Annotated in this window: 16 protein-coding genes; 11 read left to right on the top strand and 5 right to left on the bottom strand. The window is 52.0% G+C overall.

What is annotated here, in order from left to right:
• Positions 1–27 precede the first annotated feature (27 nt).
• Together lptG and lptF are read right to left on the bottom strand one after the other, a co-directional pair.
• A complete protein-coding gene (gene lptG, locus L1D43_RS02135; RefSeq protein WP_239849775.1) occupies positions 28–1086 on the bottom strand; it encodes an LPS export ABC transporter permease LptG in 1059 nt (352 codons plus the stop codon).
• A complete protein-coding gene (gene lptF / locus L1D43_RS02130) occupies positions 1083–2195 on the bottom strand; it encodes an LPS export ABC transporter permease LptF (protein WP_239849774.1) in 1113 nt (370 codons plus the stop codon). Before lptF ends, lptG begins: the two co-directional genes overlap by 4 nt.
• Before the next feature lie 220 nt (positions 2196–2415).
• Here lptF and pepA point away from each other — a divergent pair, with 220 nt between their 5' ends.
• A complete protein-coding gene (pepA, locus tag L1D43_RS02125) occupies positions 2416–3924 on the top strand; it encodes a leucyl aminopeptidase (RefSeq protein ID WP_239849773.1) in 1509 nt (502 codons plus the stop codon).
• Positions 3925–4046: 122 nt separating this feature from the next.
• Here the strand turns inward: pepA and L1D43_RS02120 are convergent, their stop codons facing one another.
• The gene (locus L1D43_RS02120; RefSeq protein WP_239849772.1) at positions 4047–4436 is read right to left on the bottom strand and encodes a TonB-dependent receptor; all 390 of its coding nucleotides are present in this window, start codon (positions 4434–4436) and stop codon (positions 4047–4049) included.
• 376 nt (positions 4437–4812) lie between these two features.
• Here L1D43_RS02120 and L1D43_RS02115 point away from each other — a divergent pair, with 376 nt between their 5' ends.
• From L1D43_RS02115 to L1D43_RS02105, 3 genes are all read left to right on the top strand, one after another.
• Complete coding sequence (locus L1D43_RS02115; RefSeq protein ID WP_239851014.1) at positions 4813–5547, top strand: EAL domain-containing protein; 735 nt, start codon at positions 4813–4815, stop codon at positions 5545–5547.
• Between the two features lie 409 nt (positions 5548–5956).
• Complete coding sequence (locus tag L1D43_RS02110; protein WP_239849771.1) at positions 5957–6841, top strand: hypothetical protein; 885 nt, start codon at positions 5957–5959, stop codon at positions 6839–6841.
• A gap of 209 nt (positions 6842–7050) precedes the next feature.
• Positions 7051–7719, top strand: coding sequence for a class I SAM-dependent methyltransferase (locus L1D43_RS02105; RefSeq protein ID WP_239849770.1), 669 nt, complete (start codon positions 7051–7053; stop codon positions 7717–7719).
• On the opposite strand, the gene amrS is transcribed toward L1D43_RS02105, so the two are convergent.
• The gene (amrS, locus tag L1D43_RS02100; protein ID WP_239849769.1) at positions 7701–8795 is read right to left on the bottom strand and encodes an AmmeMemoRadiSam system radical SAM enzyme; all 1095 of its coding nucleotides are present in this window, start codon (positions 8793–8795) and stop codon (positions 7701–7703) included. The two genes, L1D43_RS02105 and amrS, sit on opposite strands and share 19 nt — an antisense overlap.
• 64 nt (positions 8796–8859) lie before the next feature.
• On the opposite strand from amrS, the gene amrB reads away from it, so the two are divergent.
• The 7 genes from amrB to L1D43_RS02065 all read left to right on the top strand — a co-directional run bounded on the left by amrB (position 8860) and on the right by L1D43_RS02065 (position 21022).
• On the top strand, positions 8860–9675 hold the full coding sequence (gene amrB, locus L1D43_RS02095; RefSeq protein WP_239849768.1) for an AmmeMemoRadiSam system protein B: 816 nt from the start codon (positions 8860–8862) through the stop codon (positions 9673–9675).
• Entirely contained in the window at positions 9653–10228 is a 576-nt protein-coding gene (amrA, locus tag L1D43_RS02090) for an AmmeMemoRadiSam system protein A (RefSeq protein WP_239849767.1), read from the top strand. Before amrB ends, amrA begins: the two co-directional genes overlap by 23 nt.
• Positions 10229–11257: 1029 nt before the next feature.
• Positions 11258–14323 (top strand): putative Ig domain-containing protein, encoded by a 3066-nt coding sequence (locus L1D43_RS02085; RefSeq protein ID WP_239849766.1) that lies wholly within the window; start codon positions 11258–11260, stop codon positions 14321–14323.
• Between the two features lie 1142 nt (positions 14324–15465).
• Positions 15466–15984 carry a hypothetical protein gene (locus L1D43_RS02080; protein ID WP_239849765.1) on the top strand — a complete coding sequence of 173 codons (519 nt, stop codon included), beginning with the start codon at positions 15466–15468 and terminating at the stop codon, positions 15982–15984.
• A gap of 270 nt (positions 15985–16254) precedes the next feature.
• Positions 16255–17139: a hypothetical protein gene (locus L1D43_RS02075; RefSeq protein WP_239849764.1), complete on the top strand. Its 885-nt coding sequence runs from the start codon at positions 16255–16257 to the stop codon at positions 17137–17139.
• Between the two features lie 517 nt (positions 17140–17656).
• Complete coding sequence (locus tag L1D43_RS02070; protein WP_239849763.1) at positions 17657–18118, top strand: DNA polymerase III subunit chi; 462 nt, start codon at positions 17657–17659, stop codon at positions 18116–18118.
• Between the two features lie 24 nt (positions 18119–18142).
• Complete coding sequence (locus tag L1D43_RS02065) at positions 18143–21022, top strand: valine--tRNA ligase (protein WP_239849762.1); 2880 nt, start codon at positions 18143–18145, stop codon at positions 21020–21022.
• A 99-nt stretch (positions 21023–21121) separates the two neighbouring features.
• Here L1D43_RS02065 and L1D43_RS02060 read toward each other — a convergent pair whose 3' ends face one another.
• Positions 21122–22840 (bottom strand): methyl-accepting chemotaxis protein, encoded by a 1719-nt coding sequence (locus L1D43_RS02060; protein ID WP_239849761.1) that lies wholly within the window; start codon positions 22838–22840, stop codon positions 21122–21124.
• Between the last annotated feature and the right edge of the window lie 210 nt (positions 22841–23050).

The following is a 23050-nucleotide window of genomic DNA, read 5'->3' as shown; positions in this document are numbered from 1 at the left end:
CTCACTGCCTTAGACCTAAAGAATGGCCTAGCGGCGTATATAATAGATGGCCGCGCTACTGAAGATGAGCGGCGGCATGACGGCGCCCAGCACGGCTGGCAGGCCGTAAACCAAGGTCATGGGACCAAAGATCTCGTTACAGATATAGAAGCTGAAGCCCGCCACCACGCCCAGCAGCACTCGTGCGCCCATGGTCACGGTACGCAGCGGACCGAACACGAAAGAGAGCGCCACCAGCATCATGACCGCCACGGTGATCGGCTGTAAGATCTTGCGCCACAGCGCCAGCTCATAGCGGCCGGAATCCTGGTTGTTCACCTTGAGGTATTCCAGATAATCCACCAAGCCTTGAATCGATAAGGCCTCGGGTTTTACCGACACCACGCTGAGCTTATCCGGCGTCAGGGTCGACTCCCAGCGATACAGAGTCAGATCCGTCAGGCTCACCTGCTCTGGCGTGATCTTGGTCTGACGCACATCCAGCAGACGCCAATGATCCTTGGAATAGACGCCGCGGCGCGCCTCTATGGTCCCCACCAGGTTCAGGTGATCATCGAACTCATAGAGCACTATATTGTGCAGGCTCTTGATATCCTCTATCTCGCCGATATTGACGAACAGATCGCCATCTTTGGCCCAGATACCGCGGCTCGACTTGAACAGGCTACCGCCCGAGAGCTTGACCGCCTGCAGCTCCTTACCGTGACGCTCGGCAACAGGTGCGCCCCACTCACCCAGCGCCATCACCAGGATCATCAGGGGCACCGCCGTCTTCATCGCCGACAGGGTGATCTGAAAGCGGGAAAGGCCCGCCGACTGCATCACCACCAGCTCAGAGTTGGACGCCAACATCCCCATACCGATCAATGCCCCCAGGAGCACGGCCATAGGGAAAAACATCTCGATATCGCGGGGGATCAGAAACAGCACATAGATGGCGGCATCCACCATGGTGTAAGTACCACGGCCGACGAGACGCAGCTGATCCACCCACTTGATGATGCCAGACAGGCCGGTTAACACCAGCAAACACAGGGCCGAGGTGCTGACCAGGACGCGGGCGATATAGAAATCTAAGATTCTCATGCATTCACCTTCTTACGCTTGATCAAGCCAGAAAGCTTGGCACCTGTGGGGCGCTCCTTACTCAGGAGCAAGATACCCAAAAACAGCGCCGAGGCATGGATCCACCACATGCCGAGATAAGCGGGGATCACCTCATCCTCCAGCGCCTTACGCCCGGCGATCATCAGACCGAAATAACCCAGATAGAGCAAGATGGCCGGGAACATCTTGGCAAACTTGCCCTGACGAACATTGACTCGCGCCATGGGCACGGCGATCAGCGTCATGAAGGGGATCGCCAGCGGGATGGCCAGGCGCCAGTGGAACTCGGCCACCGCCTCGGGCCCCTCGGTGTCGAGCAGCTGGTCGATAGGCAGGGCTGACAACTTGCGACGACGCTGATCCACCTCCTGCTCCTTGATCTGCATCTCGTAACCGGCAAACTCGACCACCTGATAATCGAGCCGATTCGGCTTGTTCTGATACTGAATCCCGTCGTTAAGTTCCAGGCGCTGCTCACCGGTATCGTCCTCGATCACCCGGCCCCCTTGGGCCACCACGATATTGGTCTGGCTGGCGCCATCTTCCGGGTCGGGCAATTGCGCCACGAAAACCTTGTCCAGTTGATTGTCGCGGCCGATACGCTCGACAAAGAGTACCGCGCGGCCGTTAGGGCTGGTCTGGAAACGTCCCTGGGTCAGCGCCGCTAAACCGGCTTCCGACTGGGCATTCTCCAGCACGCGGTTTTGCGTCTCTTCCGCCCAGGGAGTGACATAGATAGATAGAAAACCAGTAAACAGCATATTGACGACGGCGAGCAGCAGGGTCACCCGGGTGACATACCATTCACTCACGCCGACGCTATGAAAGACCACCATCTCGCTTTCGGCGTACATACGGCCATGGGCCACCAGAATCCCCAAAAACAGACTCAGAGGTACCACAAGCACGGCAAGATAGGGAAGATTGAGCCCGAGTAGGGTCATCACCAGAGAGGCGGGAAACTCGCCATCGGATGCATCAGCGAGTACACGAACAAAATGTTGGCTAATAAAAATAGCTAACAGTACTAAAAGCACTGCCATCTGCGCTTTTAAAACTTCACGAATCAAGTATCTAAATACAATCACAGGCAGGATCCAGTCCCTAAACTTATATTTATGCTGGTATCAGCCCACTTTTCATGTAGACTGTCTACTTTTGGTAGTTTTGTGACCAGCCTTTAACTAAAAATGGCAGAAAAACACCTGAAAAATTAACATTGGTGTACCAATTTTAGGTCCGTTTTGGACACAAGCAGACATTATCTAATAAATAATAATATTTGTCTTTAAGAATCTAGGAGAGCTCATGGAGTTTAGCGTTAAGAGCGGCAGCCCGGAAAAACAACGTTCGGCCTGTATTGTCGTTGGTGTCTATGAACCTAGACGCCTCTCTGGTATTGCTGAGCAACTGGATAAAATCAGTGAAGGCTACATTAGCAACTTACTTCGCCGCGGCGACTTAGAGGGTAAGCCAGGTCAGATGCTACTTTTGCATCATGTACCCAACGTGTTGAGTGAACGCGTCCTTCTTGTAGGTTGTGGCAAAGAACGAGAACTAGACGAACGCCAGTACAAGCAGATCATCACTAAGACCATCAACACCTTAAACGACACAGGTTCTATGGAGGCCGTTTGCTTCCTAACCGAACTGCACGTTAAGGGCCGTGATACCTATTGGAAAGTACGCGAAGCCGTTGAATCGACTCAAAATAGTCTGTACAGCTTCGACGCACTCAAGACCCGTAAGGGCGAAACCCGTCGTCCGCTGCGCAAGCTGGTCTTCAATGTACCGACCCGCCGCGAACTCACTGTGGGTGAGCGCGCCATCGAGCACGGCATGGCCGTATCGACAGGTACCCAGCTGTGTCGCGACGTGGCCAACATGCCACCTAACATCTGTAACCCGGCTTACCTGGCCTCTCAGGCACGTCAGATTGCCGAGAACCATGAAAACCTCACCGTCACCACGGTAGGCGAAGAGCAGATGGCCAAGCTGGGCATGAACTCATACCTGGCCGTCGGCCGCGGCAGCCATAACGAGTCGGTCATGACCGTCATGGAATACAAGGGCGCGGTAGACAGCACAGAGAAGCCTATCGTACTTGTCGGTAAGGGCCTGACCTTCGACTCGGGCGGTATCTCGCTCAAGCCAGGCGAAGCCATGGATGAGATGAAATATGACATGGGCGGCGCCGCAGGCGTGATCGGTACCATGCTGGCCCTGTGCGAGCTGAAGCTGCCGATCAACGTGGTAGGTGTATTGGCTGGCTGTGAAAACATGCCGTCGAGCAACGCCTATCGTCCAGGGGATATCCTGACCACTATGTCGGGCCAGACGGTAGAAGTGCTCAACACCGACGCCGAAGGCCGTCTGGTACTGTGTGACGTGCTTACCTATGTAGAGCGTTTCGACCCTGAGCTGGTCGTCGACACGGCAACCCTTACCGGTGCCTGTGTGATCGCCTTGGGTAAACACGCCTCGGGTCTCTTCTCTTCACACAACCCGCTGGCCCACGAGCTACTGAACGCCGGCGAGCAGAGTGGTGACCGCGCATGGCGCATGCCGCTGTGGGACGAGTACCAGGAGCATCTGGAAAGTCCGTTTGCCGACATGACCAACCTGGGTGGTCGTCCTGCCGGTGCCATCACAGCTGCCTGCTTCCTGTCGCGCTTCGCCAAGAAGTACAACTGGGCGCATCTGGATGTGGCCGGTACCGCATGGAACAGTGGCGCCAACAAGGGCTCAACGGGTCGTCCCGTACCGCTGCTGACTCAATTCCTGATCAACCGTGCAGGCGTTGAACAGGGCGAGTAATCCACTCTTCTAAACACGGCATAAGACTGTGTTTAACACAAAAAAGGTGAAGCACTGCTTCACCTTTTTTTATGGGATTTACTCTTCCTCAATGGGTTTATTTAAAAACCTAGCCCGCCTGCTTAGTCCACCTGCCTGGTCTTAAGCAGCTGCACCATCATCAGCAAGACGCCGCCGAACACGCTAAAGGAGGCGATCGCCAGGAAAGGGTCAACCACTTCCAGCGCCACAAACTCGCCATAGAGCAGGAACAGGCCGATGGCGACCCCTATGGTGCCCAGCTGATGCAACCAGAACTGCGCCGTGACCAGCTTACCCGAGTGCTCCCCCGTAGAAGCCTCTAGCCAGAGGCGATAACAGAGGGCATAACTGAAGGAGATCAGAAAGCCTATCATCATGATATGGGCGTGGGTCACCAGCTGTCCATGGTCGTGGGAGGCCGCCATGTAGAGGCCCAACGCAAGCCCGAGCAGGGCGTAGCTAAAGGCCGTTAAGAGATATCGTTTATCCATGAGAACACTCCCCCAGAGTGCTGAATTACAATCTTTGGCTATCTACCCAGTGTAGGCCAAAGCCAGCAAAGTCACCTCCTCAGGGTAACCTGAAATAGATAGAGGCCTCCTTGACTGGTGAGGCGACAAGTTTAATGATTCCAATGGGTTGAGATATTTAGACAAAAAATAAACTCGGCGATATCCTTGGTGGCCTGCCGCCGTCTTGCGAAGGCTTCAAATGGATCCCGACATATTAAATCTAAAAATGATAACTATACTGAGCTAATTAACGTCTAAAAAACGTGGCCAAAGGACGACCTTGAATCACAAATTGGACGATAGACAGTGCGCGCTAAAGGATGACTCGATGGAAGCTGTACAATCGCAATTGACAATGAAAGGATGTCAGCAGTGTAGCAAAAATGTTGCTCTCGACTTCGATTTCACTATGGCATTCCAGCCAATCGTCGATATCGCCAACCAAAAGGTATTTGGCTATGAGGCGCTGGTGCGCGGCCCCAATGATGAAGCCGCCTATTCGGTGATCTCAAGGGTCAATGACGACAACCGCTATGCCTTCGATCAATCCTGTCGAGTCAAGGCTATCGCACTGGCGGCCAAGCTAAATTTGGAATCCATATTAAGCATTAACTTCCTGCCCAACGCCATCTACCAACCCGAACGTTGCATTCGTACCACTCTGGCGGCCGCAAGGGAGTATGGCTTCCCGACGGAGCGGATCATGTTCGAATTTACCGAATCCGAAAAAATAACCGACAGCGGGCACGTCAAACGCGTAGTGGAATACTACCGGGAACTTGGCTTTATGACCGCCATCGACGACTTTGGCGCTGGCTATGCCGGCTTAGGTCTGCTCGCCAACTTCCAGACCGATCTCATCAAGCTGGACATGGAGCTGATCCGTAACATAGATAGAGACGAGACCCGGCAGGTCATAGTTACTCACCTGCTCGGTATCTGTCACCAACTCAAGATAAGATGCCTGGCCGAAGGCATAGAGACACCAGGCGAGATGCGATGGCTTAAAGGTGCAGGCGTTGCGCTTATGCAGGGCTATCTGTTTGCTAAGCCGGGCTTCGAATGCCTACCCGAAGTGGCTTTCCCCTAGGGCCTGTTGATCTTTTGAGAACAAATTTTGTTCTAATTGAGCACGTTCAAATCGCGGCATGAGGCTTGTAGTATAGTTATTCTATATAAAAACCGAGTAACAAAGAGTTGAACGTGCTCAAGACGAACCCTGCGGGCAGCGTCTGTATCATTTTTCTACTGCGTTATCGCTCATTGATGTAGCACACCACATTACAATCGCTCTGCCTTGTATAAAAGGCGATACAGAATGCTGCAAAAATGAACGCGAAAGATAAACAGGCCCTAGCCTAGTGGACCAACAGCCCGACTAATTGACCTTTTCCGTCTGGCAATTAGATTGGCATCAAACGCCCTATGTTGTTAGTGTGACCCTAGATTAGGACGACTCACACTAAGTTAACGACCTAAATTAAAGACGGAAATCTGATATGCCACGCTTACTTTGCCTGTTAATCGCCATTATTTCACTCACCACGACACTCACGGTCCAGGGGGCCAACGAGCCCCAGATTGCCCCGCCACAGCCCGCCTTGACCCATGCTCAGCAGCCGATTTTAGACAAGCCCCTGGTGGAGCGTTACATACTCGACGAGCTCAAGGCCCTTAGGATGGAGCAGCAAGATCTCGAGCGCCGCATGACAATCGAGATCACCGACCGGGAGCTGGCGGTGGCCGACAAGTCCCTCAACTATGCCAACGTCACCGTCACCTACTTCTTCTACATCATCGCAGGTGTGGCATCCTTGATCGCCTTCATCGGCTGGCAGTCCCTCAGGGAGATCAAGACCAACACCGCCAAGCTCGCCGCCGAACAGTTGCAGTCGATCACCGAGCAATATGAGGAGAAGTTCAAGGTACTCGAGCAAGATCTCAAGCGTAAGAGCCGCATCATCACCAAGAACAATCGCGAGATCGAGATCATCAACGAGATCCACACCCTCTGGCTGCAATCCCAGAGTGCCCAGACCCCGGAGCAGAAGATCGCCGTCTATAACGAGATCCTCACCATACGCCCGGGCGATCTCGAGGCCATGACCTACAAGGCCGACGCGGCCATGGAGATGCGCGAGTTCAACTGGGCCCTCAGCCTATGTAACCGGGTGCTTGAGGTCGACGGCAGCAACGCCCACGCCCTCTATCAACGCGCCTGCGCCTTCGCCTGTCTGGGACAGGAGGAACGTGCCCTGTCTGACCTTGAGCAGGCCATCGAAAACAGCGTCTCCTTCAAGGAGGTCGCCGCCAACGAGGATGACTTCGCCAACCTGAGAAACAACCCAAGGTTTGACCTCTTGATCTCCACCAGCGAGAACTAAGGGCTGCTAGATATCGGGCACAGCGGCGCACCAAAGCCCCAAAGCCCAAAGCCCAAAGCCCAAAGAAAGCCTTAAAGATCTAAAGATAGTCTTAAAGGCCTAAAGATAGACCACAGATGTGTCTTTTCGGTATCAGGGCCCATACTTAAATAAGTCATTCATGATACGCCGCCGGCTCTTTGGTCGCGGCGTGTGATCCGGAGGCCAAGATGTCTCGCATCATCGCCTTTTGTTACGACAGTTTCATGCGCGGGCCCGAACAGGCCTGCCTCATCGACTGGCGCCGGACCCTGCTCAGCCAGGTCAGCGGCCGCGTGCTGGAGATCGGCGCGGGTACCGGCGCCAGCCTGCCCCTCTACCCCAATGTGCCTGGGCTCGAGCTAGTGCTGACCGAACCCGACGTGGACATGAGACGCCGCCTGGAGCGCGCCGTCGCCGAGCTACCCGATAGCAATATCACTGTACTGGACTGCCCGGCGGAAGCCCTGGCCTGCGAGGATGAAAGTATCGACTGGGTGTTTGTATCCTTGGTCTGCTGCACCGTGGTGGATCTGCCCACGACACTGGCGGAGATCTGGCGGGTGCTCAAACCCGGCGGTCACCTGCTGTTTCTCGAACATGTCGCCGCAGAAAAGGGCACCCGCAGGCGACGCTGGCAAGACAGGGTCAACTTCATCTGGCGCCGCATCGCGGGCAACTGCCACCTCAACCGAGAGACGGAGGCGCAGATCCGCCGCGCAGGCTTTCAGATAGAATCGATCACCCGTGAGAGCATGCGTAAGGCGATGCCCCTGGCCCGACCCACCATACGTGGGGTGGCGCTCAAGCCCAGGCAGGCCGGCAGCAAGCCCGAAGAGACTCAGGCCTCATCGCGATGAATGCGCACCGCGATGCGCCGTGAACCGAAATCTTCCCGCCCCTTAGCAAAGCGGCCCGGCAGCGGCACGCCGCAATAGCGACAGGCCCCCTTCTCATCCAGCGCATATTGCCCCAGCTGATACCAGTCGCGCTCGATAAGGCGTTTGTGACAGCTGGCGCAGTAGGTGGCGTCCGAATCTGGGTCGTGCACGTTGCCGCAATAGACATAATGCAAACCATGATTGAGGGCGATACGCCGCGCCCGTTGCAATGTACTCAGGGGCGTCACCGGCTTATCCAACAGCTTAAAGTCGGGATGAAAGGCGCTAAAATGCAGCGGCACATCCGGGCCTAAGTTTTCCACCAGCCACTGGCACATGGCGTTAAGCTCCTGGTCGCTATCGTTCTCGCCGGGGATCAACAAGGTAGTTACCTCAAACCACACCTGGGTCTCATGCTTAAGATAGAGCAGGGTCTCCAGCACAGGTTGCAGCTGACCATGACAGATCTTGTGATAGAAGGACTCGCTAAAGGCCTTAAGGTCGATATTGGCCGCATCCATATATTGGTAAAACTCGGCACGCGGCGCCTCGCAGATATAACCCGCGCTCACCGCCACGCTCTTAAGCCCCAACTCATGGGCTGCCTGGGCGGCGTCTATGGCGTACTCCATAAACACCACGGGGTCGTTATAGGTAAAGGCGAGACTCTTGCAACTATGGCGGCGGGCCGTGGCGGCCAGCTCATCTGGCATGGCGCTATCGCACAGGGTGTCCATCTGCCGCGACTTACTCATGTCCCAATTTTGGCAAAACAGGCAGCTCAGGTTGCATCCCGCGGTGCCAAAACTCAGCACGCTGGAGCCCGGGTAGAAATGGTTCAGGGGTTTCTTCTCGATAGGGTCGATACAGAAGCCTGAAGAGCGGCCATAACTGGTCAGCACTATCTCGCCTTGATGGTGCATGCGCACGAAACAGGCGCCGCGTTTGCCCTCGCGCAGGGTGCACTTGCGCGGACAGACATCACAGCAGACACGCCCATCGTCTAAGGCATGCCAATATTGGGTGGGAAAATATCTCGGCGGCGTTTGATTCATGGCGCGCTCCCCCTGCCGATGGCCTACACTGAAAGTATAGTTGAGCACCGCTCGGGAGAGAGCCATGAGGTACAGAGAACCCGCGGTTGCCGGGCGTTTTTATCCCGATAACCCTGGTGATTTAATACAGCAGATCGCCAGTTATTTTGACCAGCCGAGCCACAGCACTATCGTCCCCAAGGCCATCATCGCCCCCCATGCTGGTTATTTCTATTCCGGCGCCATTGCCGCAGCCGCCTATCGCCTGCTTGCCAACAAAAAACCAGCCTATAACAAGGTCTTGCTATTAGGGCCGAGTCACTATGTCGGCCTCAGGGGCGCCGCCCTGCCCCGCAGCGACCGCTTTATCACCCCCATGGGCGAGGTCGCCATCGACCGCGAGTTGGTTGAGGCCCTGCTCTATCAAAGGTTAGCCATAGAATCAGATACCGCCCATCAGCAGGAACATGCGCTGGAGGTCCAGCTCCCGCTGCTGCAATACTGCCTACCAGATTTTAGTCTGATACCCGTGGTGGTAGGCGACTCTGGCAGCGAGGCGATCAGTAAGTTGATTAAGGCTACCCTGAGCTATGCCCCCGATAGGCCCGCGCCCCTGGTCGTCGTCAGCAGCGACCTCAGCCACTACCACCCCTATCCTCTGGCTAATCGCCTCGACCTAGAGACCCGCAGCACAATTCTGGCCCTGGACACCCACCTGACGTCCCAGCAGGCCTGCGGCTGTCATGCCATCAACGGCCTGCTCGACTATGGCAAACAACAGGGCTGGCAGATCCAATGTGTCAGCCACGCAAACTCGGGAGATATCATGGCGCACAATGAACATCGCGCCCCCAGAGACAACGAAGAGGTCGTCGGCTATGCCAGTTTCGTCCTCTATTGAACTCAGCGCCGGCGATAAAGGCTGCCTGCTCGATCTGATATGGCAGGTGATAGACCAGGGGCTAACCCAAGGGCGCCTGGTGCTGCCACAACCGCCAGAAAGTGAGGCCCTGCTGACGCCAGCGGCCTGTTTCGTCACCCTGCACAAAGCCGGCGAACTCAGAGGCTGCATAGGCCGGGTGGATGCCAGCGATCCCCTGTGGCAATGCGCCTGCGAAAATGCCTATAGCGCCGCCTTTAAGGATCGCCGCTTTGCACCGCTACAAGATGACGAGCGCGACGCCCTCAGCCTAGAGATCTCCATCCTCTCGCCCCTCGTCCCCATAGACAATCAGGGCGAAGGCGCTCTGCGATCCACGCTACGCCCCAATGTCGATGGCTTGCTGATGGATGACGGCCAACGCCGCGCCCTGTTTCTACCCTCGGTATGGCAAAGCCTGCCCGCCCCCAGGGACTTTGTCGATGCCCTGAAACAGAAAGGCGGCTGGCCACAGGATTATTGGCGTGACACCATCACGCTGCACAGGTTTACCACTCAGGTCATTTCATCATGACCTTCGGCGCTGCTTTGGCCAGGTAGCAGTTGGTGTGGGCTGGGGGTTTAGCATTTGGCATAGGCTTGGGATTTAGCGTCTGGCTGATTGGATACTCGGCAAGGGTGTTGAAGGTCACACCTTCATTGTTACCTAACGCCTGCCCGGCGGGGGTTGTGCAGATACACCTGTGAGACGCCGTGAATAAGTCCCTTTAGGCTCTGCGAAATCATCTGACCTCCACGGATGGAGGGAATGCCGAAAAATGTCGGGAACATTTTCGGCCCTGCTTTCGAAGGCCAAAATCGTGTTTACACTCGGTATCCAACGTCTCTTCGATTTAACTTCATTGGTTTTCGATAGAAGAAACCAAGCACTCTTTTGGGCACGGTGAGTGAAGTAAAGCTTCGAGCTTACGAATGAGAGGCATGGATGTAGGGAATGCCGAAAATGTCGGGAGCATTTTCGGCCCTGCTTTCGAAGGCCAAAATCGTGTTTGCACTCGATGTCTAGCGTCTCTTCGATTTGACCTCATTGGGTGGCATTAAGACCAGTTATTATTTTTAAGAAAAAAACGTACAAAAATGTCACCGAAGATGTTGATTACTTCCTGACCAATCGCTTAATGTGCAACCAATCAAGGACAGAGCTAGGCCCACTCGAATCAAACATAGATCATGCCATTCTGGGAATGAAAAGACTTAGCAGCATGTATCGATAAAAACCTTTAAAGGTTTGCTCAAGCCCCAATTATTCACCATCCCACCTACTTAGCCGGAATATCGCGTTATAAGGGAAAATTAGCCCTTTCGAGTTCAGAGACATAGACATTTAAGCTAATACTAAAGTTAACAAGTTTATTTAAAAATGTTGCACTTTTGTGTGTAAGTCTGTATTTTTCTCGCTCAATTATTCTGTTCATTTCCTCCACTAATTCAATAAAGCGAAATGCTCAAAATAATCGCTAACGCTAATATAAGCGGCGAATAAATAGCACACTGACTTTGGGTGTGCTTTAGGAATTTTTACTATAAATGGATGTTGCCCCATATGATCACCACTAAACCTCTCTGTTGGTTGGCTGCTCTCGGCCTATTGTCTTCATTTCAATCTTACGGCGTTGTCTATAACGAAACCCAAACAACGGCTATCACCGAACACATGCAGCATGCTCTGACCGTTGAAAATACAGGCGTAATTAATGAAGGTCATATTCATGACATCTATCAAATTTATGCATCGAACAAACTAGCCGTTGGCGTAGACAATCATTACTTGCATACTTTTTTTGCCAACGATGACAACACCATAAGCTATATGGGTAAGCAGAGCATCGGAAAAGAGGATTACTATAACAACCGCGACAATATCTCTCTGAGTCCCGACGCTAAGTTTATGTATTTAAAGAAAAGGGAAGACAGTCACTATCAGATAGAGGTGATGAGCTTAGATTCTGATAATAAAGTTTGGCAAACCAAATTTACCTATACCAGCATAGGTACTCATTCTATCGATTATAGTACCAAGAGCCAGATCTCTGATGATGGAAGCTATCTCTTCAGCTGGAATAGTTACCAAAATCACCTATCTATTGCCAAAAGGGATAAAGTCACCGGAGAGCTAAGCCCCTTTATTCTAGTCGACAGCGATAAACTCCCTTCGAGCGTATCGGGAGTTGAATATAATGAAGCCAACCAAACTTTACTCCTTTTTGGCCGCGGCACCACCTATGATTCGACCTCTGCATTAATTGCACTCAAACTCGACTCAACAAATGGCTCGACAACTGAAATTGCCCGGCTCCCCCTGATCGGCACCTATCAAAATATTGATAACATCCAGTTCGATCCTAATACCAAGAATATATTTATAACTGAGAGTGGTAATATTAATGTCTACCACTTAGATGAGACGAATAAGACGTTAACGACCAGCTACAGTGACACCATCTACAATACTTTCAATACCTATGTAAATAGCAACTCCATCAGGCTAATTGATGGCAAACTATTTGTTCAGAAAAGTGACAGTCTTGGTAAAATTTATCGCTTCGATGACGGTGTTTCACCCACTTTTACATTGGAAGACACAGTCACCACCAATGTCTACCTTAATCAACTGACTGTAGCAGATGGAATCGGCTGGAGAATGAAGAATGAAAAGGCCGAACTCTTTGCCAACAGCTCCACGGCTTATGACTTTGTCAAAAAAGATACCCTAGTCGATGGACAACAAAATATGCCGATTTTCGGCGATTCAAGTACCCAAATCGCCTTTATCGAGTCACTCGATATCATTGTTGCTATTGATAGACAAGGCATCTATTCAATGCTCGCCGACTCAAGCGCTCAAACCCCACTCTATTCTACGACTTGGGAACAATTGGGTTTCGATTACGGTGCATCGCCGTCCATAGATAGGGTCGTCGTTAAAGGCAACAACATACTCCTCGCGGGGAGATATTTTAACTTTACACCGAATTCACAAAATGATCGCTTTATGGCCCTAGAGGTCGATGATAAAGGGGTTATTTCGACAGAGATGAAACCTCTGACCGCATCGGGAAATCCATTTTACTACCACAGTAACAGTAATTCTGCCCAGTTTGACCCGAGCAGTGGAGTCGCGGCGTTTCTGTCACAAGATGGCGGCTATGCATTCTTTAGCCTGGATGCGGACAATAATCCGACCTTTATCGACACCTTAGATTCAGCGCTCTTTAATACCTATTACAGCTATAGGAGCATAGGCTTCGTCGACGGAAAACCCTATGTCTGGGACAGAGAAAACACTAAATTCTATTTCGTCGGTGTGGACATTGCGAACAAGGACGTCGATCTTGAAGAAGGCATAGATCTCTCTGGTTCGGTCCCCGACAACGCAACGATCATCACAAACGGCAAGAACATCTATTTTATAAACGACTCCGCAGTCTCGAGTTATAAGATTAATGACGATCTCAGCCTGTCATTTATGTCGACCTCTTTTGTTTCAGGGCTTTATTCCAATGACTTAACCTTCATATCTGAAGATTACGTCGTAAACGCTAATTATAATAATCTGAACACCTATGCTATCGACAGACAGAGCGGCGTCTGGAAACAGCTAGAGAGCATCATGGCTCAGGACTTAGGGGTGTCAGGCTTAAATACCAGGAAGATAGCCTATGACGATTCGGTAAAACAGAACCTGATCTTTAACGCGAGCCTCAATTACTCCAACAACCTACTGATGCGGGCCGATATCGCCACCAGTCCAATTTTGACCTCAGCACTCATGCCCCTACTAGCCAATGAAGGGGAGAAAGTAGAGCGTAATATCAGTGAGTTCGTATTTGACGCCGACAATGATGACCAGCTCGTCTTCAGCTCGAGCAATCTTCCCTCTGATGCCGAGCTCACTGAGTCGGGCATGCTCACCTATGACACGACAAGCCATGACTCGGGCGAACTCGACATCCTGGTGACCGACAGCAAAGATATGACGCTCAGCATTAGTCTGCCTTTCTTTGCTAACTCGGCTCCGGTCGTTGAAGCCATAGACACCTATTGGATCAATCCAGGGCAGAATATCACCTTTAACCTCGCCGATGCGGTAAGCGATTCAGAGGGCCAGGACTTAACCTTTACAACGGATGAAGGCTCGGCGCTCGAGGTAAATGCCCTCGGCATGGCTTACGGACAACTCACCCAGGCAGGTGAACATCAGGTGCTCGCCACAGTTACAGACACCTTAGGTGCCAGGGCCTCTGTGTCTGCTACCGTCCAGGTGAATTCAGCCCCAACAGCCTCAGGGCTGGGTGCTGTGTCACTCAAGACAGGCGAAGCCGTCTCTCGCGATTTAGCCAGCGCATTTGCCGACGCCGATGGTCATGCCCTGAGCTTTACAGCCGTAGGCCTACCATCGGGTATCAGCCTAAGTGCACAAGGCCAACTCAGCGGTAGCAGCAAGATCTCGGGTAAATCTAGCGTAGTGGTCACGGCCACCGACGCCATGGGACTCAGCACAAACGCAAACCTCTCAATCGAGGTCAAAGAAGAGAATTCAGGCGGCGGTAGCCTGGGATACCTGGTCTTGCTGCTCCTCCCATTGGCCATCCGTAGAAAATTCCATTAATGGTAACCTTGGCCTCTAGCTCGATGGCAAGACGCTCATCAGGTTAGAGGCGCTCCCTTTGCCACGATTCAATGGCACCCAAGTCCCCCACCACCCCGGGGGATTTTTTTTGCCGCAACACGCGGCGGGGGATTTGCCGCTTATCATCGCCGTCCGCAGATGCATCTACACCCGGTATCTAACGTCTCTTCGACTTGGCTTCAATGTTGCCGATTGGGAAGCAGCATTTGGCTGCATTGATATTGGTGGGAGATTTGAAGGTCGTACCTTCATGGCAATCTATCGCCTGCCCAGCGGGAATAGAGGACATTGTGGTTAATGTCAAAAAAACTGAGTGTTAACGCTTCACGTCGTGGTCTTTGGCGAAGTGGATTTGAAGGTCGAACCTTCATTGTTACCTAACGCCTGCCCGGCGGGGGTTGTGCAGATACACCTGTGAGACGCCGTGAATAAATCCCTTTAGGCTCTGCCGAAACATCCCTGTTTCGGAAGCTCACCGGCGTATCTACACCCGGTATCAAACGTCTCTTCGATTTAGCGTCATGGGGTGCCCATTGGTGAGAAACATTTGGCCAAATTTGTATTTACAGGAGATTTGAAGGTCGTATCTTCATTGCAACCTAACGCCTGCCCGGCGGGTGCTGTACATGGAAGTACGAATGTCGAGATCACAGGGAAGTGAAGGAACGACGTATGTGCAAACACTATTTTGGCTCGCCGCCAGCACATCCATGTTGGCTCTGCGAAATCATCTGACCTACATGGATGGAGGGAATGCCGAAAAATGACGGGAACATTTTCGGCCCTGCCGCCGAGAGCCAAAAGTGTGCTTACACTCGCTATCCAACGTCTCTTCGATTTGGCTTCATTGGGGGGAGGCATTGAGACAAGTTATTATTTTTAGACAAAAAAGCAGACTGAAATGTGACATAACATGTTGATTGACATCAGCTAAGTAGATTAAAGTATAACCAGTTAGGGACAGAACTAGGCCTAATCGAATCAAACATCGATAAGCCATTCCGGGAAGGAAAAGCCAACCACATGCGCCAATCACCTCCCATAAAAGTTTCCCCTGCCATTTTTTAGCAATTTATTCAATTAGTTAAATAAAATAGTATTGTAATAATAGGGATATTATAATGAGTCGATTGATTTTATTTTTTATTCTCACCGTTTACAGTTTAACTCCTGTTTATGCAATTGCTGATTGGTTCGGTCCAGATGACTACGATGAATGCATCATTGCAGGAATGAAAGGTGTACAAAGCGATGTTGCAGCACAGTTAGTTCATCGCTCATGCCTTAAGAAGTTTCCTTTAAAAAAAAGTAAATCTCAAATTTCACAAAAAATTCCGCTTGAATCAAAAGAGCAGATAACAGGGCGAGCCAGCATAACTTCCTATGGGTACTTTTCTGGAAATATTTATAACGGAAATCCTGATTGGACGATTACAGAGCTAATCATTAATTTGACTGAGAAGGGGTGGCTTGAAAAAAGGATATTAGCTAAAGAAGAAATGCCCCTTCCTAGGCAGAACAAATATAGGATAGAAATAAATGTGCCACCATACACGAATAAGACGTTTTCAATCTCAGTTGATTGGCCAAAAGGAGAGCCTTATGAATGGAACATTTATGAGGCGCAAGGTCATAAATAATCGACTTTCGGAGCCTCAGTTGAACAATTATGTTGTTAAGAGGATTAGCGATTCAAACTTGCTATAAAGAATGTAGAACATCGCAAGGTGTTCAAATTCGCTCCCTAGAATTTAATGAACTTCGATAAGGGAAAAGATATTGGTAAACCCCGAATCATTAAAACACCTTTTAAACACAATTAAACTAGATGATTATGATCATAAAGGCGTGAGCGTTAGTGAGCACTCCCTTGTGATGTGTTGAACCGACTAAGTCATAAGGATATGCAAATGGAAAATGCAATTAGTACAAAAGACGGGCGATTTTTCACGGCCTCAGAATTCGAGGCGTTACCAAAGGAAATACAGCAAACCTACAAAGCTAGTTTACTGTGTATTGGATGTAATGATGTTGCGTGGTTTCGTTCGGCAACAAAACCGACTGCAAAAGTATCGCGTGGGGCGCACTTTAACTCTCATCATCATCAAGGTGAGTGCGAACATAGAACATCTTATCTAGTCGTAGATGATGGAAGTGATGCAGGAAAGTCTGTAGATGTGCCTGTTCCAGCAGCAACTGACTACATTATTAATTTAGGAGATCAATCTGGCGGGGTCATAGCAAACGTTGATCTTCCCCCTATACCTAAAGAAGGTTTTGTTACTCCTCGTGGAGGTGCGACAGGTACAGGGCGTGGTTCTTCCTATGAAACAAGTGTTACTCGAACACTACGTCAAATTTTATCTTACCTAAAACGTTTCCCTGATTTTAAGTATTCAGATAAGTTAGTTGAAATTTACTCGGAAAGTGGGCAGTTGAAAGTAAAAGGTGAAATTAAAGATGTTGCTGTCCATTTTGACGATATTTCACCAGCAGTAGATGATGATAGGAGCAGACTATTTTGGGGACTCATTGTTGACTCTTTTGACGAGACTTATGGTGGAATATGGCTAAATGCAAGTGATTCCAAATCAGGATTGAGTGTAAAAGTCTTTGCTGACATTCGGGATGATTTCTTAGAAGCATTTAAAATTAAAGAACTAGATGATCTACAAGGAGTTCATATACTGCTCGTTGGTAAATTGCACTATACGGGTAGAAACAATAAGCCTGTTATTTTTTGCCCTCTTGTTAACTTGGTTACAATGCAAAAATATCGAGAACGGCAAATTTAGTGGGGACAGAGTAAACATTCAGACCAATACCAATTCCCATAATGATTTTACGTCTAGACCTTCTCACAAGGTCAAATCGAAGAGATAGATAACTCGGTGTAAACATGCTTTTAGCCTTCGAAATCATGGATGATTTCGCAGAGCATCCAAGGATGGACTTGCTGCGTGCCAAAAGAATGTTTGCACGAAAAGCCTGCTGCCAAGCAATTGATAAACAGTGAAGCTATGGTTTAAAACTCACCATACAAATACCCAACACAGGTAAACGCTTAACTGAATAAATGGAATCTACATGACGTAGCACAGTCCCCGCCGGACAGCGATTGATAAACCATGAGGCTATGGTTCAGAACCTCCTATCCAAGTACCTGAGTCAGGTAGACACTCCAACCAAAAAATATTACCCAATTTGTTATTCGACAAATCCCCTCCCCCTCTGGTTTACCAACTCACTTTTAGTGTAAAATCCTCTCTTTCGTCAACGCCTAGCCAGACACGAGCGACATAGAGCCAAATAATGCCTAACGCCTTGTTTTACTTGATGCCACAAGCCAGTTCTGCCGCAACCAATGTTGCCAAGGCGGAGCAAGAGAGTGTCTATCTTTTCGCCTGCCGACTCGCCCAGCAGGCGTATCGTGGTCAACAGCTGGTGTATATCCACTGCAATGACCAGCAGCAGGCCTATGAAGTTGACGAAATTTTATGGCAATTTGAACCCAGCGCATTTGTGCCCCATAACCTCAAGGGCGAAGGGCCTACGGGTGGCGCGCCGGTGGAGATAGGCTTCGATAAATTGGGCCCAAATAAAAATCGTCACCTTCTGATTAATCTTGCAGACCAAGCGCCGCAATTTGCGGTAAACTTTGGCCAGATTATCGACTTCGTTGCCAACGATGCTGCCATGAAAGCGACCGCGCGCGATCGTTATCGCCAGTATCGCGAGTTAGGGATCCCCCTGACGACCCAACAACCAAATTAATTAGTTTGAGAAGCACACGCTCCTATGGAAAAGACATACAACCCACAGTCAATCGAACAGGCTCTGTACCAGAACTGGGAAGAGAAAGGATACTTTAAGCCCCACGGCGATGAGTCAAAAGGCAATTACTGCATCATGATCCCGCCGCCAAACGTGACCGGTAGCCTGCACATGGGTCATGCCTTCCAAGACACCATCATGGATACCCTGATCCGCTACCAGCGAATGAAGGGCAAGAACACCCTGTGGCAGGTAGGTACCGACCACGCGGGTATCGCCACTCAGATGTTGGTGGAGCGCAAGGTAGAGGCCGAAGAGGGCAAGAGCCGTCACGACCTGGGCCGTGAGAACTTTATCGACCGTATCTGGGACTGGAAAAATCAGTCTGGCGGCACCATCACCAAGCAGCTGCGTCGCCTGGGCGCCTCGGTCGATTGGGATCGTGAACGCTTCACCATGGACGAAGGCATGTCGGCCGCGGTACAAGAGGTGTTTGTGCGCCTGTACAACGACGACCTCATCTACCGCGGTAAGCGCCTGGTCAACTGGGATCCTAAGCTACACACAGCTATCTCAGATCTCGAAGTCGAAAACAAAGAGAAGCAGGGCAGCATGTGGCACTTCCGCTACCCGCTGGCCGACGGCGAACTGACCGCCGACGGTAAAGACTATCTGGAAGTCGCCACCACGCGTCCAGAAACCATGCTGGGCGACAGTGCGGTTGCCGTACATCCAGACGACGAGCGCTATCAATCGCTGATCGGCAAGTTCATCCTGCTGCCTATCGTTAACCGTCGCATCCCTATCGTCGCCGACGACTATGTGGACATGGAGTTCGGTACCGGCTGTGTGAAGATCACCCCGGCCCACGACTTCAACGACTATGAGGTAGGTAAGCGTCACAACCTGCCTATGTTCAACATTCTGACCATAGACGCGGCCATCCGCAGCCAGGCAGAAGTGGTTAACTCAGACGGCACCGCCAATGACGAGCTAGATGGCAGCCTGCCAGAGCGCTTCGCCGGCATGGACCGTTTCAAGGCGCGCACCGCCATCGTCGAAGAGTTCGAGTCACTCGGCCTGCTGGGCAAGATTGACCCACACGCCCTCAAGGTGCCTTATGGCGATCGCTCTGGCGTGGTGATCGAGCCGCTGCTGACAGACCAGTGGTATGTGGCCGTGGCCCCTATGGCCAAGACTGCCATCGAAGCAGTTGAAAATGGCGACATCAAGTTTGTGCCGCAGCAGTATGAGAACATGTACTTCTCTTGGATGCGTGACATTCAAGACTGGTGTATCTCGCGTCAGCTGTGGTGGGGTCACCGTATCCCGGCATGGTACGACGAAGCCGGAAAGGTGTATGTGGGCCGCGACGAAGCCGAAGTGCGCGCCAAGCATAACCTGGACGATTCTGTCGTGCTGCGCCAAGACCCAGACGTACTGGATACCTGGTTCAGCTCTGCGCTGTGGACCTTCTCAACCCTAGGCTGGCCAGACGATACCGAGGCGCTTAAGACCTTCCACCCAACCGATGTGTTGGTAACAGGTTTCGACATCATCTTCTTCTGGGTGGCGCGCATGATCATGATGACCATGCACTTCATCAAAGACGAAGATGGCAAGCCGCAGGTGCCGTTCAAGACGGTGTATGTGACCGGCCTTATCCGTGACGAGCAGGGCAACAAGATGTCCAAGTCTAAGGGTAACGTACTGGATCCGCTGGATATGATCGACGGTATCGATCTCGAAGCCCTGGTAGAGAAGCGCACCGGCAACATGATGCAGCCACAGCTGGCCGCTAAGATCGAGAAGAGCACCCGTAAAGAGTTTGCCGACGGCATCGAGGCCCACGGCACCGACGCCCTGCGTTTCACCCTGGCAGCCATGGCCTCTACCGGCCGTGACATCAACTGGGACATGAAGCGCCTGGACGGTTACCGCAGCTTCTGTAACAAGATCTGGAACGCGTCGCGCTATGTGTTGATGAACACGGAAGAGCAAGACTGTGGCCCGCAATCTCCAAACGGAAAAGCTGACGGCGAGATGCAGCTGTCGCTGGCGGATCGCTGGATTATCGGCCTGTTTAACCAGACGGTTAAGGCCTTTGACGAGCACATGGAAAACTACCGTTTCGACCTGGCTGCCAACACCCTGTACGAATTCACCTGGAACCAGTTCTGTGACTGGTATCTGGAGCTGACCAAGCCGGTACTGCAAAACGGCACCGAGGCCGAACAGCGCGGTACCCGTCATACCCTAGTAACTGTACTGGAAGCCATGCAGCGTCTGCTGCACCCTATGATGCCATACCTGACAGAGACCATCTGGCAGCGCGTTAAGCCGCTGGCTGGCGTCGAGGGTGACACCCTGATGCTGATGCCTTTCCCTGAATATCAGGCAAGCAAGGTAGATGAAGCCGCCATGGCAGATCTGGAATGGGTCAAGCAGGTGATCGTCGCCGTGCGTAACATCCGCGCCGAGCTGAACATAGCCCCAAGCAAGCCGCTTAACGCCCTGCTACGCAGCGTCAGCGAGCAAGACAAGGCTCGCGTCGAAGCTAACCAGACCTTCTTCGCGACCCTGGCCAAGCTGGAGTCGATGACGATTCTTGCCGACGATGAGACGGCGCCTATGTCGACCACCCAACTGGTTGGCGAGATGGAGCTGCTGATCCCTATGGCGGGTCTTATCGATGTGGCCGCCGAGATGGCCCGTATCGACAAGCAACTTGAAAAGCTTGCGGGTGAAGCCAAGCGTATCGAAGGCAAGCTCAATAACCAGGGCTTCGTGGCCAAGGCGCCAGAAGCGGTTATCGAGAAGGAGCGCGCCAAGCTGGCCGAGTTCCAACGCGATATGGACAAGCTCAGCGAGCAGAAGGCCGAGCTGGCCAAGCTGGAAGGCTAAGCTAGAAGGCCAAGCTAGAAGCGTAAGCGCTTATCTGAGCGAACGAAAAAGGCAGTCAATCGACTGCCTTTTTTATTGCCTCATTTTATTAGGCTGATACTACACCTTATAGTGGGCGATATCCGCCTCCATGGACTCCGCCAGCCTGGCGAGATCTTCGGTGGCATCGCTGCTCTGTCTGGCGCCCTCGGCGGTCTGATCAGAGATCTCGCTGATGTTGGTGATATTGATGTTGATCTCCTCGGTCACCGAGCTCTGCTCCTCAGAGGCGGTGGCGATCTGCGCGTTAAGCGCGTTGATCTCCTCGATGCTGTTTAAGATCTGCTGCAGGGCATCGCGCACCATCAAGGATTTATCCACGCTCAGTTGTACCTGATCTGTGCCGCTCTGCATCATCTGCATCGAGTCTCGCGCCCCCTGTTGCAGGCGTTGAATCGTCTTCTGGATCTCCTCGGTGGAGTCCTGGGTACGTTTGGCCAAGGAGCGCACCTCATCGGCCACCACCGCAAAGCCTCTGCCCTGTTCGCCCGCCCGAGCCGCCTCGATGGCCGCGTTGAGCGCCAGCAGGTTAGTCTGCTCCGAGATCCCCTGGATGACATCCACCACAGTGCCTATCTCATTTGAGTGCTGCGCCAGCAGGGTCATCGCATCACTGGCACGGCTTAGCTCCTGCGCCAACGCTTGGATAACGGTGATACTCTCATCCACTACATCCTGAGCACCGTGAGCGGCACCGTTGGCATCCTCTGAGGCACTGGCCGCGGCCGCGGCGCTCTGGGCGACCTCGCGCACCGTCGCGGTAAACTCATGAATGGCGGTGGCAATCAGCTGGGTCTGCTGCTGTTGATCCAGCACGTTACGCTGGGTCTGGGTCGACACCACAGCATTCTCTTCGGCCGCGCTGGCCAGGCGTGAGGTAGACGCATGGGTGTTGGTCACCGCCTGCTGGAAATCGCTTGCGATACGATTCACGTGCTCGGCGATATGGGCAAACTCGTCATGGCCGCCGAGACGAATGCGTTTGGTGAGATCGCCCGCGGCAATATCCACCGCCGTCTCTTCGAGCTGCACCACAGACAGGCTTACCCGGCGAATGATAAACACTGAACTGACACTGATGCCAAGCATGGCGACGCCGGAGAAGATGGCCACCAGCCAGATATAGAGAGAGACGGTTTCCTGGGAGGCCTCATAGCTCTCCTTGGCCTCACCTATCTGCATATCCAGGAAGGCCTGGGCCTGGCTGGTAATATCCTTAAACAGCGGGTTGATCTTCTCCAGCAAGAGCTGGTTAGAGCGCTTGTATTCCCCCTGACTCAAGGCATCAATGGCAGGGTTAAAGCCTTGCTCTGTCACCTTATCCAGCAGCGACACTAGACGGTCGACCTGAGCACGCTCATCATCGGCAAGGTCTGATGCCAGGATCTGATTGTCGATGATCTCATGCAGCGCCTTTATTGAGGCGCGACTGGCATCGATGTGGAAACTCAAGGGATGATTGTGCATATCGGCGAAGGCGTTGGCGGGGTCATGCTGAAACCCGAGCAAGAGGCCGCTTCTGGCTTTTTCGAGCTCGTTGAGCACCTTACCGGCCCTGATGCTATGCTGCATCCCCTGTCCGTAGAGTTCACCTATGGCATCTCCCGCATCCAGCATGCCAGTGATCCCCTTGTAGCCGAGGAAGATAAAGGCAAAGATGATCAGAAACACGTTGAGTCTTAGTTGAAATCTTACCGACTTGATCCGCTCCATCAAGCCCGCCTCCAGCTCGGACGCTCCCGTCATCGCCTGTATCTCCTGGCGGTTTTGTTCAGACATATTCGCTTCCTTTTATGGCCAATTCACTAGATCCGGGTCGACAGGCATCAAAGCACCTGGATTAAAGCGCCTGGATTAAAGTACCCAGATAAAAAAACCTGAACCAATTTGGGCTCAGGCAAAATCAGTTAAGCTGATAATACTTAAACTAATAACCCTTAATACATCAGAGTGCCAGCAGATATGATTACCCAATTAGTAGTAGATCAC

This window comes from Shewanella sp. Isolate8 (genome assembly GCF_022398495.1).
Lineage (GTDB): Bacteria > Pseudomonadota > Gammaproteobacteria > Enterobacterales > Shewanellaceae > Shewanella > Shewanella aquimarina.
This window is presented reverse-complemented; position numbering and strand designations above follow the sequence as displayed.